Source organism: Methylobacterium sp. Leaf104 (assembly GCF_001422885.1).
GTDB lineage: Bacteria > Pseudomonadota > Alphaproteobacteria > Rhizobiales > Beijerinckiaceae > Methylobacterium.
This window is the reverse complement of record NZ_LMMZ01000012.1, coordinates 464,428-488,582: the sequence shown is the minus strand read 5'-3', so window position 1 is coordinate 488,582 and position 24,155 is coordinate 464,428. Positions and strand designations below refer to the sequence as shown.

The 24,155-nt window shown below is 71.6% G+C and carries 22 protein-coding genes; 14 read left to right on the top strand and 8 right to left on the bottom strand.

The genetic code is table 11. From position 1 onward, the window contains the following. Nucleotides 1-151 precede the first annotated feature (151 nt). From ASF49_RS11735 to ASF49_RS11725, 3 genes are all read left to right on the top strand, one after another. Nucleotides 152-373: a heavy-metal-associated domain-containing protein gene (locus ASF49_RS11735; protein ID WP_056472567.1), complete on the top strand. Its 222-nt coding sequence runs from the start codon at nt 152-154 to the stop codon at nt 371-373. Between the two features lie 231 nt (nt 374-604). Continuing rightward, on the top strand, nt 605-2,278 hold the full coding sequence (locus tag ASF49_RS11730; RefSeq protein WP_056472564.1) for a formate--tetrahydrofolate ligase: 1,674 nt from the start codon (nt 605-607) through the stop codon (nt 2,276-2,278). 121 nt (nt 2,279-2,399) lie between these two features. Next, nucleotides 2,400-3,077: a spermidine synthase gene (locus tag ASF49_RS11725; RefSeq protein WP_056472561.1), complete on the top strand. Its 678-nt coding sequence runs from the start codon at nt 2,400-2,402 to the stop codon at nt 3,075-3,077. A gap of 7 nt (nt 3,078-3,084) precedes the next feature. Here the strand turns inward: ASF49_RS11725 and ASF49_RS11720 are convergent, their stop codons facing one another. From ASF49_RS11720 to ASF49_RS11710, 3 genes are all read right to left on the bottom strand, one after another. Then, nucleotides 3,085-3,300, bottom strand: coding sequence for a hypothetical protein (locus tag ASF49_RS11720; RefSeq protein ID WP_056472559.1), 216 nt, complete (start codon nt 3,298-3,300; stop codon nt 3,085-3,087). 139 nt (nt 3,301-3,439) lie between these two features. After that, complete coding sequence (locus ASF49_RS11715) at nt 3,440-3,754, bottom strand: hypothetical protein (RefSeq protein ID WP_056472556.1); 315 nt, start codon at nt 3,752-3,754, stop codon at nt 3,440-3,442. Nucleotides 3,755-3,848: 94 nt separating this feature from the next. Further along, complete coding sequence (locus tag ASF49_RS11710; RefSeq protein ID WP_056472553.1) at nt 3,849-4,418, bottom strand: GNAT family N-acetyltransferase; 570 nt, start codon at nt 4,416-4,418, stop codon at nt 3,849-3,851. A 245-nt stretch (nt 4,419-4,663) separates the two neighbouring features. Between ASF49_RS11710 and zapE the strand changes: the two genes are divergently transcribed. From zapE to ASF49_RS11690, 4 genes are all read left to right on the top strand, one after another. After that, nucleotides 4,664-5,899 carry a cell division protein ZapE gene (gene zapE / locus ASF49_RS11705; RefSeq protein ID WP_056472547.1) on the top strand — a complete coding sequence of 412 codons (1,236 nt, stop codon included), beginning with the start codon at nt 4,664-4,666 and terminating at the stop codon, nt 5,897-5,899. 410 nt (nt 5,900-6,309) lie between these two features. Continuing rightward, nucleotides 6,310-6,789: a (2Fe-2S)-binding protein gene (locus tag ASF49_RS11700; protein ID WP_056472544.1), complete on the top strand. Its 480-nt coding sequence runs from the start codon at nt 6,310-6,312 to the stop codon at nt 6,787-6,789. Then, a complete protein-coding gene (locus ASF49_RS11695) occupies nt 6,786-9,143 on the top strand; it encodes a xanthine dehydrogenase family protein molybdopterin-binding subunit (protein ID WP_056472541.1) in 2,358 nt (785 codons plus the stop codon). Before ASF49_RS11700 ends, ASF49_RS11695 begins: the two co-directional genes overlap by 4 nt. Before the next feature lie 437 nt (nt 9,144-9,580). Beyond that, nucleotides 9,581-9,973 (top strand): hypothetical protein, encoded by a 393-nt coding sequence (locus ASF49_RS11690; RefSeq protein ID WP_056472538.1) that lies wholly within the window; start codon nt 9,581-9,583, stop codon nt 9,971-9,973. Nucleotides 9,974-10,054: 81 nt separating this feature from the next. Here the strand turns inward: ASF49_RS11690 and ASF49_RS23055 are convergent, their stop codons facing one another. Next, nucleotides 10,055-10,282, bottom strand: coding sequence for a hypothetical protein (locus ASF49_RS23055; protein ID WP_082511158.1), 228 nt, complete (start codon nt 10,280-10,282; stop codon nt 10,055-10,057). Nucleotides 10,283-10,674: 392 nt separating this feature from the next. Here ASF49_RS23055 and ASF49_RS11685 point away from each other — a divergent pair, with 392 nt between their 5' ends. From ASF49_RS11685 to ASF49_RS11660, 6 genes are all read left to right on the top strand, one after another. Then, nucleotides 10,675-10,863 carry a hypothetical protein gene (locus ASF49_RS11685; RefSeq protein ID WP_056472535.1) on the top strand — a complete coding sequence of 63 codons (189 nt, stop codon included), beginning with the start codon at nt 10,675-10,677 and terminating at the stop codon, nt 10,861-10,863. Nucleotides 10,864-11,623: 760 nt separating this feature from the next. Continuing rightward, nucleotides 11,624-12,670, top strand: coding sequence for a sulfate ABC transporter substrate-binding protein (locus ASF49_RS11680; RefSeq protein WP_082511156.1), 1,047 nt, complete (start codon nt 11,624-11,626; stop codon nt 12,668-12,670). Between the two features lie 82 nt (nt 12,671-12,752). Continuing rightward, complete coding sequence (gene cysT, locus ASF49_RS11675) at nt 12,753-13,607, top strand: sulfate ABC transporter permease subunit CysT (RefSeq protein WP_056472530.1); 855 nt, start codon at nt 12,753-12,755, stop codon at nt 13,605-13,607. Continuing rightward, nucleotides 13,600-14,484: a sulfate ABC transporter permease subunit CysW gene (gene cysW, locus ASF49_RS11670; RefSeq protein WP_056472527.1), complete on the top strand. Its 885-nt coding sequence runs from the start codon at nt 13,600-13,602 to the stop codon at nt 14,482-14,484. Before cysT ends, cysW begins: the two co-directional genes overlap by 8 nt. Next, entirely contained in the window at nt 14,468-15,550 is a 1,083-nt protein-coding gene (locus ASF49_RS11665) for a sulfate/molybdate ABC transporter ATP-binding protein (protein WP_272481503.1), read from the top strand. The genes cysW and ASF49_RS11665 overlap by 17 nt, the downstream gene beginning before the upstream one ends. Nucleotides 15,551-15,639: 89 nt before the next feature. After that, nucleotides 15,640-16,200, top strand: coding sequence for a DUF4337 domain-containing protein (locus ASF49_RS11660; RefSeq protein WP_056472524.1), 561 nt, complete (start codon nt 15,640-15,642; stop codon nt 16,198-16,200). 74 nt (nt 16,201-16,274) lie between these two features. Here ASF49_RS11660 and ASF49_RS11655 read toward each other — a convergent pair whose 3' ends face one another. Then, nucleotides 16,275-18,599, bottom strand: a complete 2,325-nt coding sequence (locus ASF49_RS11655; protein ID WP_056472519.1) for a Tex family protein — start codon at nt 18,597-18,599, stop codon at nt 16,275-16,277. A 79-nt stretch (nt 18,600-18,678) separates the two neighbouring features. Further along, entirely contained in the window at nt 18,679-20,154 is a 1,476-nt protein-coding gene (locus ASF49_RS11650) for a glucan biosynthesis protein (protein ID WP_244472829.1), read from the bottom strand. Nucleotides 20,155-20,380: 226 nt separating this feature from the next. Here ASF49_RS11650 and mdoH point away from each other — a divergent pair, with 226 nt between their 5' ends. Further along, the gene (gene mdoH / locus ASF49_RS11645; protein ID WP_082511154.1) at nt 20,381-22,315 is read left to right on the top strand and encodes a glucans biosynthesis glucosyltransferase MdoH; all 1,935 of its coding nucleotides are present in this window, start codon (nt 20,381-20,383) and stop codon (nt 22,313-22,315) included. A gap of 16 nt (nt 22,316-22,331) precedes the next feature. Here the strand turns inward: mdoH and ASF49_RS11640 are convergent, their stop codons facing one another. Then, nucleotides 22,332-22,754, bottom strand: a complete 423-nt coding sequence (locus ASF49_RS11640) for a hypothetical protein (RefSeq protein ID WP_056472514.1) — start codon at nt 22,752-22,754, stop codon at nt 22,332-22,334. 104 nt (nt 22,755-22,858) lie between these two features. Beyond that, nucleotides 22,859-24,040 (bottom strand): trans-sulfuration enzyme family protein, encoded by a 1,182-nt coding sequence (locus ASF49_RS11635; RefSeq protein WP_200930044.1) that lies wholly within the window; start codon nt 24,038-24,040, stop codon nt 22,859-22,861. Between the last annotated feature and the right edge of the window lie 115 nt (nt 24,041-24,155).

The following is a 24,155-nucleotide window of genomic DNA, read 5'->3' as shown; positions in this document are numbered from 1 at the left end:
ATGGGCCGGCCCTGGAAACGGATTTTCCCGAACTGTGATTTTCCCGAACCGTGACTTGCGGTTCCGGTCATCGGCGTTGCGGCGCAGCTTGCATCGACGGGTCCGTGCGCCACAATGCGCGTCGCGGAACGAGAAGCCCGGAGCGAACCTCATGGACGCGACGCCATCGGACCTCCTGATGCAGGTGGAGGGCATGACCTGCGACGGCTGCGCGGCGGCGGTGCGCCGGGCCATCCAGCGCCTCGATCCCGAGGCCCGGGTCGCGGTCGACCTCGACCACGGCCGCGTCGCGGTGACGACGACCGCCCAGGCCCTGAGCATCGCCGAGGCTCTGACCGAGGCCGGATACACGGCCAGTGCCATGACGGGCTGACGGAGATCTGATCCCAAACAAATTTTTGCCTGCAAATTCAAAATTTCCGACGCGCTTTTGCTTGTCCGTTCACGCAAACTGATGCGATCGATGATGCGTGGCCGTTCGGCCGATCCGCACGGCCCAACGTCGGCGGATCCGGTCCTGGCGGCAGACGACGAACGCCAGCGGACGGGATGCGGCCACGTGCCGGTCCCGGGCGCACGAGAACAATCCGGGAGAAACGCAACCATGCCCTCAGATATCGAGATCGCGCGCGCGGCCACGCTTCAGCCGATCACCGACGTGGCCGCCAGGATCGGCATCCCGGACGACGCGCTGCACCACTACGGCCGGCACATCGCCAAGATCGACCACGCCTTCATCAAGTCCCTGGAGGCCAAGCCCGAGGGCAAGCTCGTCCTCGTGACGGCGATCAGCCCGACGCCGGCCGGCGAGGGCAAGACCACCACCACGGTCGGCCTCGCGGACGCGCTCAACCGCGTCGGCCAGAAGACGGTGGCGTGCCTGCGCGAGCCCTCGCTCGGCCCCTGCTTCGGCATGAAGGGCGGCGCGGCCGGCGGCGGCAAGGCCCAGGTCGTGCCGATGGAGCAGATCAACCTGCACTTCACCGGCGACTTCCACGCCATCACCTCCGCACACAGCCTGGCGGCCGCCCTCATCGACAACCACGTCTACTGGGCCAACGAGCTCAACATCGACGTGCGCCGCATCCACTGGCGCCGGGTGGTCGACATGAACGACCGGGCCCTGCGCGCCATCACCCAGTCGCTGGGCGGCGTCGCCAACGGCTTTCCCCGCGAGGACGGCTTCGACATCACCGTGGCCTCGGAGGTCATGGCGGTGTTCTGCCTCGCGCGCGACCTCGACGACCTCGAGGCCCGCCTCGGCCGCATCGTCATCGCCGAGACCCGCGACCGCAAGCCCGTGACGCTCAAGGACGTCAAGGCCACGGGCGCCATGACGGTGCTCCTGAAGGACGCCCTCCAGCCCAACCTCGTGCAGACCCTGGAGGGCAATCCCGCCCTGATCCACGGCGGCCCCTTCGCCAACATCGCCCATGGCTGCAACTCGGTGATCGCCACCCGCGCGGGCCTCAAGCTCGGCGACTACGTGGTCACGGAGGCCGGCTTCGGCGCCGATCTCGGCGCGGAGAAGTTCATCGACATCAAGTGCCGCCAGGCGGGCCTGAAGCCCTCCGCGGTGGTGATCGTCGCCACCGTGCGCGCCCTCAAGATGCATGGCGGCGTCTCGAAGAAGGAACTCGGCTCCGAGAACCTCGACGCCCTGGAGAAGGGGTTCGCGAACCTGGCGCGCCACGTCACCAACGTGCGCAGCTTCGGACTGCCCGTCGTCGTCGGCGTCAACCACTTCTACGCCGACACCGATGCCGAGCACGCCAAGCTGAAGGAGCTGTGCCGCGACAGGCTCCAGGTCGAGGCCATCACCTGCAGGCACTGGGCGGAGGGCGGCGCCGGCGCCGAGGAACTCGCCCATGCGGTGGTCAAGCTGGCGGAGGGCGAGCAGAAGCCCCTGAACTTCGTCTACGAGACCGAGACCAAGCTCACCGACAAGATCCTCGCCATCGCCACCAAGCTCTACGGCGCCGGCGACATCCAGGTGGAATCGAAGGCCGCCACCAAGCTCGCCCAGTTCGAGAAGGACGGCTACGGGCACCTGCCCGTCTGCATGGCCAAGACGCAGTACTCGTTCTCCACCGATCCGAGCCTGATGGGCGCCCCCTCGGGCCACCTCATCGCGGTGCGCGACGTGCGTCTCTCGGCGGGAGCCGGCTTCGTCGTGGTGATCTGCGGTGAGATCATGACCATGCCGGGCCTGCCCAAGGTCCCGGCCTCGGAGGGAATCCACCTCGACGCCGACGGGCAGATCGAAGGGCTGTTCTAACCCGCACGGCCCCTTCCCCCCGCGACGCGCGGGGGGAAGGCGTCGGCGTCGCGGTGTCGCGTGATCCGGTCGTCGCGTGCTAGCGGGATGGCATGATCCGTCCCCCCGGCCAGCCCGCATCATGATCCCCTGGGTCGTCCTCGACACCGCGCCCGTCCCGGGCGGATCGGCCGCCCTGCGCCTGCTGCAGCGGGGCACCGAATTCTCGATCCAGCTCGGCCACAACGAGCTGATGAACAGCCGGCTCAGCGGCTCCGAGGAGGCGTTGGCGACCCTGGCCGCCGAGCGACTCGGGGCACGGGCGAAGGCCTGCTGGCTGATCGGCGGCTACGGCATGGGCTTCACCCTCCGGGCCGCCCTCGACGCGCTGCCCGGGGAGGCCCGGATCGTGCTGGCCGAGCTCGTGCCGGCGGTGCTGGACTGGGGTCGGGGACCCCTGGCGCACCTGTCCTCCGGGGCGCTGTCGGATCCCCGCGCCGAGGCACGGGTGGGGGATGTCGCCGAGGTGATCCGCTCCGGGCGCGGCGCTTACGACGCGATCCTGCTCGACGTCGACAACGGTCCCGACGGCCTGACGCGCCGCGCCAACGACCGGCTCTACGACGCCGCGGGCCTCGCCGCCGCGCGAGCGGCGCTGCGCCCGGGCGGCGTCCTGGCGGTGTGGTCGGCCCATCCCGATCCCGCCTTCACCCAGCGCCTGGCGCGGGGCGGCTTCCGAGTCGAGGCGGTCGGCGTCCGGGCCGGGCGGTCGCGCGGCGCGCGCCACACCATCTGGCTCGCCGAGCGGCCGGCCCGGTGAGAGGACCTCAGGCGGAGGCGCTCCGGCGCTCGCGCTGCCGGCTGAGGCGGGTCGCGCCGTAGATCTCGGCGAGGTGGCGCCGGGCGGCCTTCACCGGGGCTTCGTTCCGCTCGTCGCAGGCGGCCCTGATGATGCGCAGGGCATCGGCCACGGAGCGCTCGAGGCGCGCCTCGGCCGGCCGGCTCGCGGGGCGGGTGGTGTGGGAGGTCTCGCTCAGGTCCATGACTACGCCCCGCGTCGGCGAGCCCGTCCTCTGGCGGAACGGGTCTCGGCCGAGAGCATCGGCAGAGGGCGGGGCGGCAACATGGCAGCTTGGCCGTGAGACCCCGTGCGGGGCGGCGACGGGGCCGGGCGCGCCGGTCTCAGTCGCGGCCCTGACCCTCGTTGAACTTGTCGCGGCAGGTGTAGCCGACGAAGCACTTCGGGTCGTCCCGGGTGATCTCCCAGGACGGTTGTGTGGTTTCCGGCAGCGGGCAGAACCCGCCGTCGCGCACGAAGCGCGCGTAGGTCACCGGCCCCGTACTCAGCACGATGGCGCCGGCCCGGGCCACCAGGGCGGAGGCCTCGGCGCAGGTCATCGCCCGGGTATCGGGGCGGGTCTGGGCCCGCGCGACGCCCGGCAGGAGGGCGATGCAGGCGAGGAGGGCGGACAGGCTCCGCCGCGATACGTCGATCATGATGTGCCCTTGGCCGATGCGGACGCGCGGAGCGCGTCCGGGCGGCGTGTCGTGGGCGACGATAGCCCCGGGACGGGGGCCGGCAAAGCCGGGCTCACGCCGCCGTGAGGGCGAGGGTAAAATCCACCGCCTCGGTGACGCCCTCCTGCCACAGGGAGACCGGGGTCGGGCGCGCGAGGTGCAGGGCGCCGTCCGCCTCGCCGCCGGTGATGCGCAGGTCCGCGCCCACCTTGGTGGCCAGGCCCCGCATCGGCCGGTTCCAGGGCAGGCAGCGCACGTGCAGGTCGCGCACGCCGCGGTTGCGCGCGGCGGCGGCGATGCGGCCGAACAGGGCCTGACCGAGGCCGTTGCGGCGAAACGCCCGCTCCACGGCGAAGGCGGCCTCCGCCTCGGTGCCGAGGGCGAAGCCGGGCGGCGGCGCGGAGGCCGGCCGCAATTCGCCCAGACCCCGCAGGGTGCCATCGACGAAGCTGCCATACATCAGGCCCTCGGCGCCCATGGCTTTACGGGCATAGGCGACGGCGGCCGCGTCGCTCAGGGCGCCCATGAAGCGGCTGGCGCGGGTCTCCGGATCGAGCCGCAGGAAATAGGCTTCCACCGCCGGGCCATCGTTGGGCCAGAGGCGGCGGATGAGCGGGTGTAGGGTCGGATGCGTATCGGGCATCGGGTGCCGGTCTCCGGTTTCAGGGCGCGCGCGGCGCGCCGGTTCCGGGCGTAGCCTCCCTCAAGGCGCACCAGATTTGGCATCGCTGCCATGTTTGTGCAATGCAGCAAAGCGACCGGCAGCAGCGCGTCCGACGCCGGAACGGTCTTCGGGACTTGATCCGGGCTGGTGACCGCGTCAGACCGGCGTGCCCGCCGGCCCCTCGGTCCCGAACCCGATCCCTTCGCGAACAGGTCGCCCACGCCGTGAACGCCCCCTCCCCTCCGGGTTTCGAGCCGTCGAGCCAGGCCAAGGCCGGCGCCGCGTCCCCCGGTCCGGTCGCCGACCGCTACGAGGCCCTGGTCCGCGCGGCGGCCATCGAGCGCGACCCGGCGCAGATCCATCTCGTGCGTGCCCTCGACCGCCTGGTGCAGGAGCTCGGCCGGCGCAAGCGCGCCCGCAAGGGCAGCGCCCTCGGCTGGCTGTTCGGCCGCCGGGACGACGCCGCGACACCGCCGAAGGGACTCTACATCTGGGGCTCGGTCGGGCGCGGCAAGACCATGCTGATGGACCTCTTCCACGAGGCCGCCCCCGAGCCGAAGCGCCGGGTGCACTTCCACGGTTTCCTCGCCGACGCGCACGAGCGCATCCACGCCCACCGCCAGGCGCTGAAGGCCGGCACCGCCAAGGGCGACGACCCGATCCCCGTGGTCGCCGACGCCCTGGCCGACGAGGCGACGCTGCTCTGCTTCGACGAGTTCACCGTCACCGACATCGCCGACGCGATGATCCTCGGCCGCCTGTTCGGCGCCCTGTTCAAGCGCGGCGTCACCGTGGTGGCGACCTCCAACGTCGAGCCCGACCGGCTCTACGAGGGCGGCCTGAACCGCGCCCTGTTCCTGCCCTTCATCGCCGAGTTACAGGAGCGGGTCGACGTGCTGCGCCTCGATTCCCGCACGGATTTCCGGCTGGAGAAGCTCGGGGGCGCCTCCGTTTACCACGTCCCCGCGGATGCCGCGGCCGAGGCCGCCCTGGCGGCCGCCTTCAAGGGGCTCACCGGCAAGGCGAAGGGCCGGCCCGCGACCCTGCGGGTGAAGGGGCACGACGTCCCGGTGCCCGAGGAGACCGGCGGCGTCGCCCGCTTCGGCTTCGCCGACCTCTGCGCCCGGCCCCTCGGCGCCTCCGACTACATGGCGGTAGCCCGCGCCTTCCACACGGTGATCGTCTCCGACATCCCCGTGATGGGACCGGAGAACCGGAACGAGGCCAAGCGCTTCATCACCCTGGTCGACACCCTCTACGACGCGCACGTGAAGCTCGTCGCCTCGGCCGCCGCCGAGCCGCAGGACCTCTACACGGGCACCGAGGGCCGCGAGGCCTTCGAATTCGACCGCACGGTCTCAAGGCTGATCGAGATGCACTCGTCGGAATACCTCGCCCTGCCGCATGGCGCGGGTGATTCCGAGGCGTCGGGCGCCAGCACCGGCCTCGTCGAAACCTGAGGGAATACGGACCGGAACGGACGGTTCTTCTCGGATTCGGCCGAGAGGTGGGCGAATGAACGCGCGAACCCGCGCCTGGGATCGGATCTTCTTCCTCGGCCCGTGCGCAACAGCACATGAAAGCCGGATCGACGAATCCGTGACGGATGAGGGCGGGGCTGTCCGGTTGCGCCGCAACGGACCGAGCGTTTAATTGTATTCATTCCGAGGTACGGGGCGTGGGGGCTTCGTGCGCTGCGACGGCTCTCCCGAGAGAGCCGGATCCGCCGCCGTGCCTTCAGGACCCTTCCGGGGGGCGGCCAACGCCCCCGACGCCCGACATGTGACCCCGACGGCTTCCCGCCGGTTGACGGATTGGCGTGACGCCGATCCCGACCGGCCCGTGGCCTGATCCATGACAGGATACACCGATGATCAAACTGACCGTGAACGGAGCTGAGCGCAGCTTCGACGGCGACCCCGACATGCCGCTGCTCTGGTACCTGCGCGACGAGGTCGGGCTTACCGGAACCAAGTTCGGCTGCGGGCAGGCCCTCTGCGGCGCCTGCACCATCCATGTCGGCGGCACGGCCGTGCGCGGCTGCGTCACCCCCGTCTCGGCCGCCGAGGGGCAGACCGTCGTCACCATCGAGGGCCTGTCCCCCGACGGCAACCATCCGGTCCAGGTCGCCTGGCGCGACCTCAACGTGGCGCAGTGCGGCTACTGCCAGTGCGGGCAGATGATGCAGGCGGCCTCCCTCCTCACCGACACCCCGAAGCCCACCGACGCGCAGATCGACGAGGCGATGAGCGGGAACCTGTGCCGCTGCGGCACCTACCCGCGCATCCGCGCCGCGATCCACCAGGCCGCCGGTCAAGCACCGGCCGCGAACAAGGGAGAGCGCCTGTGATCCACGAAGCTCAGACCATGGCGGACCGCGCCGCCGCGCCGGCCGGACCCGAAATCGACCAGACCGCGCCGAGCGCGCTCGCCAATGTCAGCCGCCGCGCCCTGCTCGGCGGCATGGGCGCCCTCGTGCTCGCCCTGTCCTGGCGCGATTCCGCCCGGGCCGAGGACAAGACGGACGAGCCCAAGAAGTACGGCGCCGACGCCATGCCGCATGGCTGGCAGGACGACCCGAAGGTGTTCGTGGCGATCGCCGCCGACGGCACCGTGACGGTGACCTGCCACCGCTCCGAGATGGGCCAGGGCGTACGCACCTCGGTCGCGCTGGTGGTGGCCGACGAGCTCGACGCCGACTGGTCGAAGGTGAAGGTCGCCCAGGCCTGGGGTGACGAGGCCCGCTTCGGCAACCAGGACACCGACGGCTCGCGGTCGCTCCGCCACTTCTTCCCGCACCTGCGCCACGCCGGCGCCGCGGCCCGCGCCATGCTGGTCCAGGCCGCCGCCAAGCAGTGGGGCGTGCCCGCCGCCGAGGTGAAGGCCGAGAACCACGTCGTCACCCATGCCAAGTCGAAGCGCAGCCTCGGCTACGGCGAGGTGGCGGCCGCCGCCGCCGAGTTGCCGGTGCCGGCCCGCGAGAGCGTGACGCTGAAGAAGCAGGACGCCTTCCGCTACATCGGCAAGGGCAAGATCGGCCTCATCGACAACCACGACTTCACCACCGGCAAGGCGCAGTACGGCATCGACACCCGCCTCGACGGGATGCTCTACGCCCTCGTCGCCCGCCCGCCCGTCTACGGCGGCAAGGTGGTGAGCTTCGACGACAGCGAGGCCCGGAAGGTCGCCGGCGTGGTCAAGATCTTCAAGATCGACGCGCCCGAGATCCCGTCCGAATTCCAGCCCGTCGGCGGCGTCGCCGTGGTGGCCGAGAACACCTGGGCGGCGATGAAGGCCCGCGAGGCCCTCAAGATCACCTGGGACGACGGTCCGAACGCCGGCTACGATTCCGTGGCCTTCCGGGGCGAGTTGGAGAAGGCGGCGCGCGCGCCCGGCAAGGTCGTGCGCGACCAGGGCGACGTCGCGGGCGCGATGGCCAAGGCCAAGACGAAGCTCGAGGCCGAGTACTTCGTGCCCCACCTCGTCCAGGCCCCGATGGAGCCGCCGGCCGCCACCGTGCGGATCAAGGACGGGTTCTGCGAGGCCTGGGCCTGCACCCAGGCGCCCCAGGCGACCCATGACCGCCTCGCCAAGAAGCTGAACCTGCCCGCCGACAAGGTGCGGGTGAACGTGACGCTGCTGGGCGGCGGCTTCGGCCGCAAGTCCAAGCCCGACTACGTGCTGGAGGCCGCGCTCTGCAGCCAGGCCGTGGACGGCGCACCCGTCAAGCTGATCTGGACCCGCGACGACGACCTCCATCACGGCTACTACCACACCATCTCGGTGGAGCGCCTGGAAGCCGGGCTCGACGACAAGGGCATGCCGGTCGCCTGGCTGCACCGCTCGGCGGCGCCCACCATCGGGTCGATCTTCGCGCCCGATCCGAAGCACGAGCTGCCCTTCGAGCTCGGCATGGGGCTGACCAACACGCCGTTCGCCGTGCCCAACATCCGCCTCGAGAATCCGGCGGCGGATGCCCACGTGCGCATCGGCTGGTTCCGCTCGGTCTCGAACATCCCGCACGCCTTCGCGATCCAGTCCTTCGTGTCCGAGCTCGCCCACGCGGCGGGCAAGGACCCGAAGGCGTACCTGCTCGCGCTGATCGGCCCGGACCGGGTCATCGACCCGACGAGCATCAGCGACGTCTGGAACTACGGCGAGGATCCGGCCCGCTACCCGATCGACACGGGGCGCCTGCGCCGCGTGATCGAGGCGGCCGCCAAGGGCATCGGCTGGGGCCGGAAGATGGAGAAGGGCACCGGCCTCGGGATCGCCGGCCACTACAGCTTCGTCACCCACACGGCGGTGGCGGCGGAGGTGGCGGTCGGCCCCAAGGGCGAGGTGCAGGTCAAGCGCGTCGACATCGCCGTCGATTGCGGGCCGCAGGTCAATCCGGAGCGGATCCGTTCGCAGATGGAGGGCGCGGTCGTCATGGGCATGGGCCTCGCGCTCTCGGCCGAGATCACCTTCAAGGACGGACGCGCGCAGCAGAACAACTTCGACGGCTACGAGATCACCCGCATCGACGCGGCCCCGAAGGAGATCCACGTCCACCTGCTGCCGAATCCGGACTTCGGCGCTCCGTTGGGCGGCGTCGGCGAGCCCGGCGTGCCCCCCGTGGCCCCGGCGATCGCCAACGCGATCTTCGCCGCCACCGGCCGGCGCATCCGGCAGCTGCCGATTCGCGATCAGCTGAGCGCCTGATCGGGGATCGCCGGCCCCTGCCGGGCGCGCCGTCCGGCGAAGTGGTGGCCGGTTCGTCGGAGGAAAGCGCGTCGAAACGAAAGTCTCGAGACGTGCCCCGACCCCAGGCGGTCGGGCACGATTCTCGGGGAAGGTCCCGGGGCGCAGGGCGGCCGCACGCCGTCCTGCGCCCCGCGTCGTCTCCGGCCGACATCCGCTCCGGGGACCGCCTCGCAGGGGGCGTCGGGCGCCCGGTGAGACGACCTCCATCGCCGTGTCGTGCCGATGGGGCCGCGTCGGCGGGTGTCCTCCCGGCTTCGCTTCTCTGGCCTTGGCTTCCTCTGCCCTCGCATTTCCCGCCCCGCGAAGGGAGCCCGGCCTCCCTCCCGTGGGTTGACCCCGCGACGAAGGCGGCCCGGTCGGGCCGGCCCCACCGTCCGAATCAAGGACAGCAATCGATGACGCGTTTCGTGTGGCCCGCTGCCGGGTGTCTCGCCGCCGGTCTCCTCGCCGCGGGTGCGGCGCCCGCCCTCGCCTCGCCCTGCGGCGACCGGATCGCGAAGCTGGAGGGGCCGGTGAAGGATCTGGCCAAGGAGGCGATTTCCGCCAACACCAGCGGCAAGGCCGCGGCCAGCGCCCGGGGCGGCCAGGGTGTCACGGGAAGCGGCGGCAGCGCCTCGGCCGAGGCCGCGCCCCCGGAGAAGTCGGCGGAGGCCGGGAAGGGCGGCGACAAGGCGATGCAGGCGAAGGTGGCCCTCGACGAGGCGCGGACCGCCGACACGAAGGGCGATGCCAAGGCCTGTGGCGAGGCGGTGGATCGGGCGCAGAAGCAGGTGGACAGCGCGCCCTGAGGCGCCGGTGAAGCGCTGGCCCCGTCATCAGGGGCCGGCGCGGGTGTCGGGCGGCGTTCGCCCCGCGCCCAGGCGACGACGTCAGGCGCTGGTGACGGCCGCGAGGGCGTGATCGTTGCCGTGCAAGCCGGCGCAAAGATCATCAATCTCCGCGAGATCGAGGGCATTGCCTGAATCGCTCGCAATTGCGTCGATCAGGTGATCCTGATGCGGACTGAACGGATGTCCCTGGAGCCGATAGAATTGATAATAGCGAAGCGCGGCTAATACAGCATCACGTTCTCGATCTGTAATGGTAATATTCTGCATGCCGGTTATAATTCCCGTTGTTGGTTGCGGGAGTTCGAAAACAACCACTCTGCGGCGCCGTGAGCTTGGATGTTGTAAGCGAATCTGACCGGATTCGTCCACAACCGGAAACCGTCCGTTAGCCATCCCGACCCTCGGGCGTCCCGGTCCCGAACGGCCAAGTCTTTGTCCGGTCGCTGTTTCCCCATGCGGTCGGCGGCGGAGGTTTTTTTTGCGCTGCCGTTCGATCCGATGCGCTTGACAACCTTTGATAGGGTGTCGCCCCCGCTGGGGCGGCGACCGATGCGGGTCCGCGTAGCGTCAGCCAATCCTTAACCGATCGGTGCGATTGTCACGCTTCGACCGCATCTGCCTCGGGCAGGCCGCGGGTGGCCGAGGCCGGGGTCCGATTGATGCCCAAGACCCGAAGCGAATACGAGCCAGATCCGGATGCGGCGCGTCCCGTCATGCCGACGCTGAGCCCCGGCATCCGTCGTCACCTCGGGCACGCCCTGCGCAGCGTCTACGCCGACATCCTGGCCGATCCGCCGGGCGCCCGGCTCGAGGCGCTGCTCGCGCGCCTCGGCAAGAGCAAGCGCTGAGCGCAGGAGGTGTGGCGCGTTTACCGCGTTTCCGGATGTTTCCCCCTCCTGTGCGGGAATTCACTGACGGTTCACGCCGGGACGGCTAGTTGAGCGTTGATCCGATGCGCGCCTGCACTCCGCGGCGCGCTCACATGAAGCCGCTCCATGATCACGCTCGCCCTCGTCGTCGTCGGCAACATCCTGCTGGCGTCCCTGTTCTCGCTGATCGCCGTCGCGGCGGACTGAGCGGCCGGACGCCTCGCGCCGAAGCGCGAGGCCGGCGCGCACGAACCTTCTAACGCACCGATCCCTTCTTCCGCCCGCGCCGTTCGGTCGCTGGGCCGCGTCATGCGTCGGCCCGGTTTCGGGACGACCGCGGCGCCGGCATCGGCACGCCGCGACGCGTCGCGCTCCGAGAGTCCGGCCCTCGACCGATCGGCGCGCGGCAAAGCCCGGCCGACAGCCGCCCTGGCACGCCCGCGCCGCACCGGCCAGCGTCCCGTGACACGATAAAATCCGACGCAACGTTCTTTCTATAGAACCTTCGGTCGACGAACGGATTTTTCTCTTTGGCCATTCAGGGAGAGGATGCCGTTCTCCATTGCGAAAAATTATCCTCTGCCTGCGCGAGTGCGGGGAACGGAACTGCTCCGACCGCCTTGTTCCGCTGAGCCGCGGCGCTTGACAACGTTCGTTAAAACGAACGAAACCAGCCTCGCCGGAGCCGCGAGGCGATTGCTTCCGCTCCGGCCGCTTAAGCCAGATTCGGAGCCCACCCGTGAGCGAGACTTCTTCCCGGACCACCGGACGCCCCCGCCGCCATGCGCTCTTGCTCGGCGCCGGCCTCGCCGCGGCCTTGCTCGCGCCCACCCTGGCCTGCGCCCAGACCGAGCTCCTGAACGTCTCCTACGATCCGACCCGCGAACTCTACCGCGAGATCAACGCGGCCTTCTCCGAGGAGTGGAAGGCCAAGACCGGCGAGACGCTCACGGTGCGTGCCGCCCATGGCGGCTCGGGCTCGCAGGCCCGGACCGTGATCGACGGCATCCCGGCCGACGTGGTGACCCTCGGCATCCCGTCCGACATCGACGCGATCAGCCGGATCTCGAAGAAGATCGTCCCCGACTGGCGCACCAAGCTGCCCAACCAGGGCCTGCCCTACACCTCCACGGTGGTGTTCCTCGTGCGCAAGGGCAATCCGAAGGGCGTGAAGGACTGGGGCGACCTCGTGAAGCCCGACATCAAGGTCATCACGCCGAACCCCAAGACCTCGGCGGGCGGGCGCTGGAACTTCCTCGCGGCCTGGGGCTACGCCTACGAGAAGGAGGGCAGGAACGCCGACAAGGCCAATGCCTTCGTGGGCGACGTCTACAAGAACGTTCCCGTCCTCGACACCGGCGCCCGCGGCTCGACCGTGACCTTCGCGCAGCGGGGCCTGGGCGACGTGCTGCCCACCTGGGAGAACGAGGCCTATCTCGTCTTCGAGGAATTCGGCCGCGACAAGTTCGATGTCGTGGTGCCGCCGACCTCGATCTACGCCGAGCCGCCGGTCGCCCTGGTCGACGCCAATGTCGACAAGAAGGGAACCCGCAAGCAGGCGGAGGCTTATCTCCAGTTCCTCTATTCGGACCGGGCGCAGGCCATCTTCGCCAAGCACCATTACCGTCCGCTCAACCGGGCGGCGGCCAAGCCCGAGGATCTGGCGCAGCTGCCCGAGCTGAAGCTGTTCAAGATCGAGGATCTGCAGGGCGACTGGGACGAGATCCAGAAGAAGAATTTCGACAACGGGGGTCTGTTCGACCAGCTGAGCAAGGCGGGACGCTGACGCCGCGCCCCGTCGCCCCCTCCCTGTGCCGGGCCCGATGCCCGCGCCCGGAGGGGGGTCGACATCGCAACAGGATACCCCCATGGCTCCGCCCAAGCGCGCCAAGCGGCGCTTTCTCCGCCCGAGCGTGATCCCCGGTTTCGGGCTCGCCTTCGGCTACACCCTCACCTGCCTCGGCCTGATCGTGCTGCTGCCCCTGGCGGCCCTGGTCACCCGGGCCTCCGGCCTCGGCCTGTCGGGGATCTGGGAGGTCGCCACCGATCCGCGGGTCGCCAGCGCCCTGCGGGTCAGCTTCGGCGTCTCGCTGCTGGCGGCGCTGACCGCCTCGGTGTTCGGCTTCCTGATCGCCTGGGTGCTGACCCGCTACCGCTTTCCCGGCCGCAAGATCGTCGATGCGGTGGTCGACCTGCCCTTCGCGCTGCCCACCGCTGTCGCCGGCATCGCGCTGGCCGCCCTCTACGCCCCCAACGGCCTCGTCGGCGCGCAGCTGGCGCGGCTCGGGATCGAGGCGGCCTACACCCCGGTGGGCATCTACATCGCCATGGTGTTCATCGGCCTGCCCTTCGCCGTGCGCACCGTGCAGCCGCTGATCGCCGAGATCGACAAGGAGATCGAGGAGGCCTCGGCCACCCTCGGGGCGGGCCGCGTCCACACCCTGGTGCGGGTGGTGCTGCCGCCGCTGATCCCGGCGGCGCTCACGGGCTTCGCCCTCGCCTTCGCGCGCGGGGTCGGCGAGTACGGCTCGATCATCTTCATCGCCGGAAACCTGCCCTACGTCTCCGAGATCGCGCCGCTCCTCATCGTCATCAAGCTGTCCGAGTACGATTACGGCGGCGCCTGCGCCATCGCGACGATCATGCTCGGCATCTCGTTCCTCACCCTCCTCGCCATCAACCTGATCCAGGCCTGGAGCCGACGGAGATTCGGCTATGTCTGAGACCTTCGCCCCCGCCACCCTGGCCGAGGCCCGGCCGGCCAGCGTGGTCACCGAGGGGCTCTGGGTCCGGGGCCTGCTGATCGCGGTCGCGATCCTGTTCCTGGCCCTGTTCCTGGTGCTGCCCCTGGTCACCGTGTTCGCCCAGGCGCTGGCCAAGGGCTTCGGCGCCTACCTGGCCGCCTTCACGGAGGCCGACGCCCACGCGGCGATCCGCCTGACCCTGCTGACGGCGGCCATCGCCGTCCCCTTCAACCTCGTCTTCGGCATCATGGCCTCCTGGGCCATCGCCAAGTTCGAGTTCTGGGGCAAGAACCTGCTGGTCACGCTGATCGACCTGCCGTTCTCGGTCTCGCCGGTGGTCTCGGGCTTGATCTACGTGCTGGTCTTCGGGGCGCAGGGGCTCCTCGGCCCCTGGCTGCTGGCCCACGACCTCCAGGTCATCTTCGCGGTGCCGGGCATCGTGCTGGCGACCATCTTCGTCACCTTCCCGTTCGTCGCCCGCCAGCTCATCCCGCTGATGCAGGAGCAGGGCACGGCGGAGGAGGAGGCGGCCCTGACGCTCGGCGCCTCCGGCTGGCACGCCTTCCGGACGGTGACGCTCCCCAACATCCGCTGGGGCCTCCTCTACAGCGTGCTCCTCTGCAATGCCCGCGCGATGGGCGAATTCGGCGCGGTCTCGGTGGTCTCCGGCCACATCCGGGGCCTCACCAACACCCTGCCGCTCCACGTGGAGATCCTCTACAATGAGTACAACTTCGTTGCCGCTTTCGCCGTCGCCTCCCTCCTGGCCGGCCTCGCCCTCGTCACCCTCCTCGTCAAATCCCTCCTCGAATGGCGCTACGCCGACGAGATCAAGGCCGGTGCCCGGGGCCACTGAGGGAAGGGCCTCCGAGCGGACGGGCGGCTCCACCGCCATCCGCGTCGAGAACCTCTCGAAGACCTTCGACACGGCCGCCGTGCTGCACGACTTCTCGCTGGACGTGCGGGCCGGCGAACTCCTGGCCCTGCTCGGCCCCTCGGGCTCGGGCAAGACCACGCTGCTGCGCATCATCGCGGGCCTCGATTTCCCCGACGACGGCCGCATCGTGTTCGGAGCCGAGGACGCGACCCGGCTCCCCGTGCAGCAGCGCGCGGTGGGCTTCGTGTTCCAGCACTACGCCCTGTTCAAGCACATGAGCGTGGCCGAGAACATCGCCTATGGGCTCAACGCACGGAAGCGGTCCGAGCGTCCGGCCAAGGCCGAGATCAAGCGCCGGGTCGGCGACCTCCTCGACCTCATCAAGCTCTCCGGCTTCGCCGACCGCTATCCGAGCCAGCTCTCCGGCGGCCAGCGCCAGCGCATCGCGCTCGCCCGGGCGCTGGCGGTGGAACCCCGCGTCCTGCTGCTCGACGAGCCCTTCGGCGCCCTCGACGCCCAGGTGCGCAAGGATCTGCGCCGCTGGCTGCGCGAGATCCACGACCGCACCGGCCAGACCACCATCTTCGTCACCCACGACCAGGACGAGGCCCTGGAGCTCTCCGACCGGGTCGCCGTGCTCGACAAGGGTCGCCTGGAACAGGTCGGCACGCCGGACGAGGTCCAGGAGGCGCCGGTCTCGGCCACCGTGCTGAAGTTCCTCGGCGACACCATCGAGGTCGAGGCGATCGCCCAGGGGGGCGAGGTCCGCGTCGATGGCCGCCTGACTCCGGTGCGGGCCCCCGGCGGCCTCGTCGGCCCGGTCAAGCTCTATGCCCGCCCCTGGCAGCTCCAGTTCGCCGAGGGCGACGGGGCGCATCTCCAGGGCCTCGTGCGCTCGTCCTACCGCACCCAGGGGCGCCAGCGCATCGAGGTCGACCGGCCCGAGGGCAAGACCGTGGTGGTGGAGGCCGCCGACACCCACCGCTTCGCCGCCGGCAGCCCGGTGGGCCTGCGGATCACCGGCGGCCACGTGTTTCCGAACTAGCGCCGGTCTTCCGGACTGACGGGAAAGCGTCTTGCGCTCGCCGGCGCGATCGGGTGTGACTGCCGCCGTCCAAATCAGGAGGAGGCAGCATGTCGGGTGGTCACGGAGCGGGCGGCAGTTCGAACAAGCGCGTGGCGCTGCTGATCTCGGTGCTGGCACTGTTCCTGGCGCTGGCCGAGACCCTGGCGAAGGGTGCGCAGACCGATGCCCTCGGGGCCAATGTCGAGGCCTCCAACCAATGGGCCTATTTCCAGGCCCGCACCATCCGGGGCACCGTCCTCAAGACCGCCGACGAGACCCTGGCGCTGCTGCCGCCGGAGGTGGCGAATTCCGAGGCGGTGAAGGCCAAGCGCGCCGAGTGGGCCAAGACCATGGCCCGCTGGGACAGCGAGCCCGCCACCGGCGAGGGGCGCAAGGAACTGGCCGAGAAGGCGCGGCACTCGCAGGAGGTGCGCGACCTCGCCCTGCACCGCTACCACCATTACGAGTTCGCCTCGGCCGCCTTCCAGATCGGCATCGTGCTGGCCTCGGCGGAGGTCATCACCGGCATCTTCGCCCTGGTGGTCGGCGGCGGGCTCCTGGGCATCGCCGGGCTGGCCCTCCTCGGCTTCGGCCTCTACGCGCCGCACGCGCTGCCGTTCTTCCACTGAGCCTCGACCCGCCCTGAGGCCGTTCCGACCCCGAACCCGTCTCCGGCGGCGACCGCCGGGCGGACGGGCGGCGCTCAGCGCTTCGGCATTCCCTTGGCGAGGGCCGCACGCCGCAGGGCCTCGGCCAGGGCGCCGCCGGCCTCGGGAGCCGGTGCCGCCCGCGGGGCGGGTCGCGCCGGTGGAGCGGCCGGCGCCTCGCGGCGGGGGGCGGGACGCGGCGCGCCGGCCTCGTCCGAGCGCATCGTGAGGGCGATGCGCTTGCGGTTGGGGTCCACTTCGACCACCCGCACCCGCACCACGTCGCCGGGCTTCACCACCTCGCGCGGGTCCTTCACGAAGCGGTCGGCCAGCATCGAGATGTGCACCAGCCCGTCCTGGTGGACCCCGACATCCACGAAGGCGCCGAAGGCCGCCACGTTGGTGACGACGCCCTCGAGGCGCATGCCCGGCTTCAGGTCGGAGATCTTCTCGACGCCCTCCTGGAAGGTCGCGGTCCGGAAAGCCGGGCGCGGGTCGCGGCCCGGCTTCTCCAGCTCCGACAGGATGTCGGTGACGGTGGGCAGGCCGAAGCTCGCGTCGGTGAATTTTTTCGGGTCCAGGCTCCGCAGCGCGCCGGTATTGCCGATCAGCGCCTGGATCGGCTGGCCGGTGGCGGCCAGGATCCGGCGCACCACCGGGTAGGCCTCCGGGTGCACGCCCGAGGCGTCGAGGGGATCGGTCCCGTCGCGAATGCGCAGGAAGCCGGCGGCGAGCTCGTAGGCCTTGGGGCCGAGCCCCGCCACCTTCTTCAGGCTGGCGCGGCTGCGGAACGGGCCGTGGGCGTCCCGATGCACGATGATGTTGGAGGCGACCCGCGCGGTCAGGCCCGAGACCCGCGCCAGCAGCGGCGCCGACGCGGTGTTCACGTCGACCCCGACGCCGTTCACGCAATCCTCCACCACGGCGTCGAGGGAGCGCGCGAGCTTCCCCTCGGCCAGATCGTGCTGGTACTGGCCGACGCCGATGGCCTTCGGCTCGATCTTGACGAGCTCGGCCAGGGGATCCTGCAGGCGCCGGGCGATGGAGACCGCGCCGCGGATCGAGACGTCGAGCTCGGGCAGCTCCGCGCTGGCATAGGCGGAGGCCGAGTAGACCGAGGCGCCGGCCTCCGAGACCATCACCTTGGTGAGTTTCAGCTCGGGCTGCTTGGCGATGAGCTCGGCGGCGAGCCTGTCGGTCTCCCGCGAGGCGGTGCCGTTGCCGATGGCGACGAGCTCCACCGCGTGCGCCCGGCAGAGCTTGGCCAGGGCGATCAGGGCGCCGTTCCAGTCGCGGCGCGGCTCGTGCGGGTAGATCGTGTCGGTGGCCACCACCTTGCCGGTGGCATCGACCACCGCGACCTTCACCCCGGTGCGGAAGCCCGGGTCGAGCCCGAGGGTCGGCCGCGCGCCCGCCGGGGCCGCGAGCAGGAGGTCGCGCAGGTTTCCGGCGAAGACCGTGACCGCACCGGCCTCGGCCACCGCCCAGAGGCGGGCGCGCAGGTCCGTGTCGAGGGCGGGCTTCAGGCGGGTCCGCCAGGCGCGCCGGACCGTCTCCATCAGGAAGGCGTCGCCCGGCCGGCCCTGGTCGCGGATGCCGAAGGTCTTGGCGATGCGCAGTTCCTGCGATCCGGGCTGGCCCTTGGCCGGCGCGTCGCCCAGCGCATCGGCGATGGCGAGGTCGAGCACCTCCTCCTTCTCGCCGCGGAACAGGGCGAGGATGCGGTGCGAGGGCAGCTTCGCGAGGGCTTCCGAGAAGTCGAAGTAATCCGCGAACTTCTCGCCGGCGGCGGCCTTGCCGGCCTTCACGGTGGCGACCATCCGGCCGCGCTGCCAGCCGGTCTCGCGCAACGCGCCGACCAGCTCCGGGTCCTCGCTGAAGCGCTCGATCAGGATGGCGCGCGCGCCCTCCAGGGCGGCCTCGACGTCGGCGACGCCCTTGCCCGCATCCACGTAGGCCCGGGCGGCCCCCTCGGGGGATTGCTCGGGCCGGGCGAGGAGGGCTTCGGCGAGGGGTTCGAGCCCGGCCTCGCGGGCGACCTGCGCCTTCGTCCGGCGTTTCACCTTGAAGGGCAGGTACAGGTCCTCCAGCCGGGCCTTGGTGTCGGCGGCGAGGATGCGGGCCTTCAGGCCGGCCTCGAGCTTGCCCTGGGCCTCGATCGCCTCCAGCACGGCGGCCCGGCGGGCTTCCAGGTCGCGCAGGTAGGCGAGGCGCTCCTCCAGGGTGCGCAGCTGCGCGTCGTCGAGGGTGCCGGTGACCTCCTTGCGGTAGCGCGCGATGAACGGCACCGTCGCGCCGCCGTCGAGCAGGTCGACCGCGGCCTTCACCTGCCATTCCGCGACGCCGAGTTCGGCGGCGAGACTCGTGTTGATGGCGGCCATGGGGCGTCTCCGGGTGGGGCCGGGTGTCTACAGGGCCGCCCACCGGGCGGTCAAACCCGGGAGCGGCCCGGCCGGATCGTCAGGCGACGGCGTCCCAGGTCTCCGTCACGGCGCGGCCGTCCCGGACGAGGCGGGCGCGCAGGATCACGTCGCCGGGCGGGAGCGGCGTCGGCGGCCGCCACTCCACGTAGAGCCGCCAGCCGCCGGTCTGGGGGACGAATTCCACCACCGGGTCGACCATCGTGCCGGCACCGGCGGAAACGTCGGCGGACAGGGTCGCCCCGCGGTCGGACGGCAGGCCCGGCCCTTCGAAATCCACGACGTAGAGGCGTCGGTCCGGGCTCGGCGGCGTGGTCGGGCGCAGGCGCTCGGCCGAACCCACCCGTGTCGAGACCACGCGGCCGAGGGTGCCGGGCACGACGCTCGCCGGCTCCGTGCCGACCGTCGTGAGCGTGTAGGCCAGGCTCCGCTCGCTCCCGGCCGGGACGGGGGCGCCGGGCACGAAGGCCGCCACGATGTTGTCCATGTACTCCTCGCGCGACGGGATCTCGAAGAGCCGGACCGCACCGGCGCCGAACCCCGATTCCGGCGTGACCCAGAGCCCGGGCCGGGCCTCGTGCCGGGCCTGCACGTCGAGATAGGCGGGAAAGTCGCGCGCGCGCTGGAGCAGGCCGAAGCCCTCCAGCGGGTCGACGCCGAAGGCCGAGATCTGCGGCTGCGCCCGGCCGTTGACCAGGGGCCGCCAGAGCCGCTCGCCCCGGGTCGCCACCGCCAGCCCGTCGGAATCATGCACCTGCGGGCGGAAATCGTCGAACGGCTCCGCTCCGCGTCCGCCGGGTCCGTTCGCCCCGTGCAGGAACATGCTGGTGAGGGGGGCGAGCCCGAGATGGTCGAGGGCGGCGCGGGGATGCAGCGACGCCTCGACCCGCATCACCGAGGGGTCGCCCGGCGCCACGCGGAAGCGGTAGGCCCCGGCGAGGCTCGGGGAATCGAGCAGCGCCCAGATCTCGATGCTCCGGGAATCGGCGTCCGGCTCACGGATCCAGAAGGCGGTGAAGTCCGGGAATTCCTCCGCGCCCGGTCCCCCGGTGCGGATCGCGGCGCCGCGGGCCGAGAGCCCGTATTCCTGGCCGAACCCGCGCAGCCGGAAGTAGGAGGCGCCGAGGAAGACCAGGAATTCCTCCTGGTCGCCCGGCCGGTCGGCCGCGAAGGCGTAGTGCAGCCGGAAGCCGGCAAAGCCGAGATCCGGCGCGAAGCTCTGCCCCTCCAGGTCCGGCCCGAGGTCGAACAGGTCCGGCGCGTAGGGGATGGCCCGGGCCGGGCCGTCGCGGGGCTGAAGATACAGGGCGACGCGCTTGCGCTGCAGGAAGCCGCGATGGAACAGCTGGGCCGAGAAGCGGCGCCCGAGGGACAGGCTCGCCTCCGGCCGGAAGGTGATGGCGCGGTAGCCGTCATAGGACAGGCTCGCCAGGGCCGGCGGCAGATCGTCCTGCGGCGCCCGGTAGGGGCCTGCCGCCAGGGTGCGCGCCTTCGCCTTCACGGCGTCGAATGTTATGGGGGCGGGGGCCTCCGCGCGCGTTCGGCCCGCATTCAGATCGTGCGCGGTAGGCAGGATCATCCCAACGGCCGCGCTGAGCGTGGTCCGCAGGGCCTGCCGCCGCGAGAAGGGTACGGTCCACCCGGATCCTTCGAGACCCTCGCCATCGTGCATCGCTTCCCCTTCGCCGGCATCGCGCCCGGTGGTGGAGCGCGGTGTCCCTCCTTCGAGTTTCCCGCGCCCCATGTCCCACAGGTTGTCGCACGACGCTCCGGCGGCCGAAATCCCGGGTCCGCTGGAAATCGCTCCCGGGGTGCCCGCCGGCTCGCCCGTCCCCTCGCCCACCCCCTCGCCCGCCGGCTTTCTGGGCCGCCGCCTGCTGCTGGCCCTGCCGCCGCTCGCCCTGGGGGCGGCCGTCACCGCCCTGGCGCTGGCCGCCTACGGAACGCCGTCCGGCCTCCTCGGGGCAGCTGTGCTGGGGCTGTTCGCCCTCGTCATGACCTGGCAGGCCTTCGTGGCCTGGCAATACGTCTACGGCCTCGTCGCCACAGCCTTCGGCGACCGGGCGAAATCCGCCCTGGAGCGCCGCTCCCTCACCATCCCGGCGGAGGCCTCGGGCCTGAGCCGCACGGCCGCGGTCGTGGCGATCCACGCCGAGGACGCGGTCGCGGTGTTCGCGGCCCTGCGCGTCATGGCCCGCTCGCTGCAGCGGGCCGGGGGCGATGGCGGCGACATCGACATCTTCGTCCTCTCCGACACGCGGGACGGCGCCATCGCGGCGGTGGAGGAGCACGAATTCGCGCGCATCGAGGCCTGGACCCGCCAGCACGGACCCGGCCTGCCGCGGATCCGCTACCGCCGGCGCCGGGACAATGCCGGCCGCAAGGCCGGCAACATCGCCGAGTTCTGCAAGACCTACGGGTCCGAATACGACTTCATGATCGTGCTCGACGCCGACAGCCTGATGACCGGCAGCGCCATGCGCCGCCTGGCCCGGCTGATGGAGGAGAGCCCGCGCGTCGGCCTGATCCAGACCGTGTCCTACGCCACCGGGCGCGACACCCTGTTCGCCCGCATCCAGCAATTCGCCGTGCGGCTCTACGCGCCCCTGGCGATCCGCTGCCTGGAGACCTGGCAGGGGCCGGACGGCAGCTACTGGGGCCACAACGCGATCGTGCGGGTCGCGGCCTTCGCCGACAACGCCGAGCTCCCCGTCCTGCCCGGCAAGGCGCCGCTCGGCGGCGAGATCCTGTGCCACGACATCGTTGAGGGCGCGCTGCTGCGCCGGGCCGGCTGGGAGGTCCGCCTGCTGCCGGAGATGGGCGGCACCTGGGAGGAGATGCCCACGAACCTCGTCGACCTCCTCGGGCGCGAGCGCCGCTGGTGCCAGGGCAACATGCAGCACCTGCGCGTCACCGCCATGCCGGGCCTGCGCCCGGCCAGCCGCTGGCACCTCGCCGTCGGCATCCTGTCCTACATGGCCTGCCCGCTCTGGGTCCTGTTCCTCGCCCTCGGAACGCTCCAGGCGGCGCGGAGCGGCGACCTCGGCCTCCTCGGCTACGGCCTCACCGGCACGGGCGCCGCCGCCCATGCCCTCGCCGCCCTCGTCCTCGCGATCCTGGCCCTGCCCAAGCTCCTCAGCCTCGGCCACGTCCTGGCCTCGCGCGAGCGGCGCGCGGCCTTCGGCGGCACCGCATCGCTCCTGAAGAGCGCCGCCCTCGAACAGGCGATCTGGGTCCTGCTCTGGCCGGTGATGACCCTGTTCGCGGCGGGCGCCGTCGCCACCACCTTCGTCGGCCGCGTGGTGCGCTGGGACGCGCAGGTCCGCGACGACCGCCGCGTGCCCTGGGCCGAGGCCTGCCGGCTCCAGGTCGACACCCTCGTGGCGGGCGCCCTGCTGGCGGCCGGCCTGGCCTGGGCCGGCGATGCCTGGCTCGCCCTCTGGATGGCGCCGGTGGTGCTCGGCCTGCTGTCGAGCCCGGCCCAGAGCGTGCTGACCAGCAGCGCCCGCCTCGGCCGGATCTCCCAGGGGCGCCGCCTGTTCCTGACGGTGGACGACACCGCCCGCGCCCCGGAGCTCACCGCCCTGGCCTACAGCCGGGGCGGGGCGGCCGAGCCCGGCCGCGGCCGGCCGCAGCCGGCCTGGATCGCCGACGAGGTCCCGGTCTCGTCGAGCTGAGGCGGGACTCGTCGGCCTACTTCTGCTCGAGCACCTTGATCGGGTCGGTGCGCTGGGCCGGGCTCGGCTCCTTCGTGGCGCTGCTGGTGCCCCGGCCGGCGCGCGGATCGTCGGGCTGCTTCGGCAGGCCGGTACCGCTCGCGAGTTCGAGGCAGGTCACCATCTCGACGTAGGACGGGAAGCCGCCCGCCTCGAACTGCTTCTCGCACTGGCGCTTGGCGGCGGGGGTGAATTCGCCCCAGCGGCGCCTGACCTCGTCGCGGGAGGCGCGCTCGGAGCGCAGGCACCCCTCCTGGCTGGCATTGTCGCTGACGCTCGCGGAGGCCGCCGACCGGCAGGTCCGCTCGATGTTCAGCTCCGGCGGCCCGCTCTCGGCCCGGGCGGGGGCGCCGAGGAGCAGCAGGGCGAGGGGTCCGGAGAGGAGGACGGGCTTCATCATGGTCGGGCGGTCCCTCGGGGCATGATCCTGCGCCGGCCTCCGGCCGCGGGATCGGGATTTGCCGCACCAACGCGCGAGGCCCCTGCGCGGCACCACCGAAAAGTTCAGGCGCCCCGCAGGGCCTCGTCGAGGTCGGCGAACAGGTCGTCCACCGCCTCGATCCCGGTGGAGAGGCGCAGCAGATCGGGCGGGCAGGGCGAGTCCGGTCCCTCCACCGAGGCGCGGTGCTCGATCAGGCTCTCGACGCCGCCGAGCGAGGTGGCCCGCTTCCACAGCCGCACCCGCGCCGCCGCGCGGATCGCCGCCGCCGCGCCGTCGCGCACCCGGATCGACAGCATGAAGCCGAAGCCGCCCTCCATCTGCCGGGCCGCCACCGCGTGGCCGGGATCGTCCGGCAGGCCGGGATAGAGCACGTGGGAGAGGCAGGGATGCCCCTGGAAGCGGCGCGCGAGCTCGGCGGCACCGGCCGATTGTGCCGCCGCCCGCAACGGCAGGGTGCGCAGCGAGCGCATCAGCAGGTAGGCCTCGAACGGACCCAGGATGGCGCCGCCGCCGGAGCGGATCGCGACGAGGCGCTCCCAGAACCCGTCCGCCCGGGCCCCGGCGAGCACGCCCGCCACCACGTCGGAATGGCCGTTCAGGATCTTGGTGGCCGAGTGCATCACGAGGTCGGCGCCCAGCGTCAGGGGCCGGGTGTGGATCGGCGAGGCCGCGGTGGAATCGACGGCGAGCCGCGCGCCCGCCGCATGGGCGAGGTGGGCGGCTTGCGCGATGTCGGTGACCGTCCAGAGCGGGTTGCCCGGGGTCTCGATCCAGACGAGCTTCGTGGCGCCCGGCCGGATCGCCCGGGCCAGGGCGGCGAGGTCGTCCATGGCGACGAAGTCGACCGCGATCCGCCGGCGCGGCATCTCGCTGGCGAGCCAGCGCTTCAGACCCCAATACATCACGCGGGGCGCCACCACGTGGTCGCCGGGCTCCAGGGCGGTGAAGACCGCCGTGGCCGCCGCCATGCCGGAGCCGAACAGCAGGGCGCCGGCGCCGGCGTCCTCCAGCATCGCCAGCACGCCTTCCGCCTCGCGCACGGTGGCGTTGTCGGGCCGGGCATAGGAGAAACCCGAACTGTAGCCGTTGTCGGGATCGCGCAGGAAGGTGGTGGCGACGTGCAGGGGTGCCACCACGCCCCGCGTCACCGGATCGACCCGGCCGAGGGCCTGCGCGGCGAGGCTGCGCTTGGCGAAGGGAGGCTGCGCATCCGAAGGCCCCGTCGGCGCGTTCGGTTCTGACAGGGGGTCCGGCATGGGCGGGTCCGCAGGGTGACGGTTCGGTTGACCCGCCCTCGCAGACCCTGGCACGGACCGCAAGCCGGGGCGTCAGCGCTCCGTCCCGAAGCCGGATCAGAGG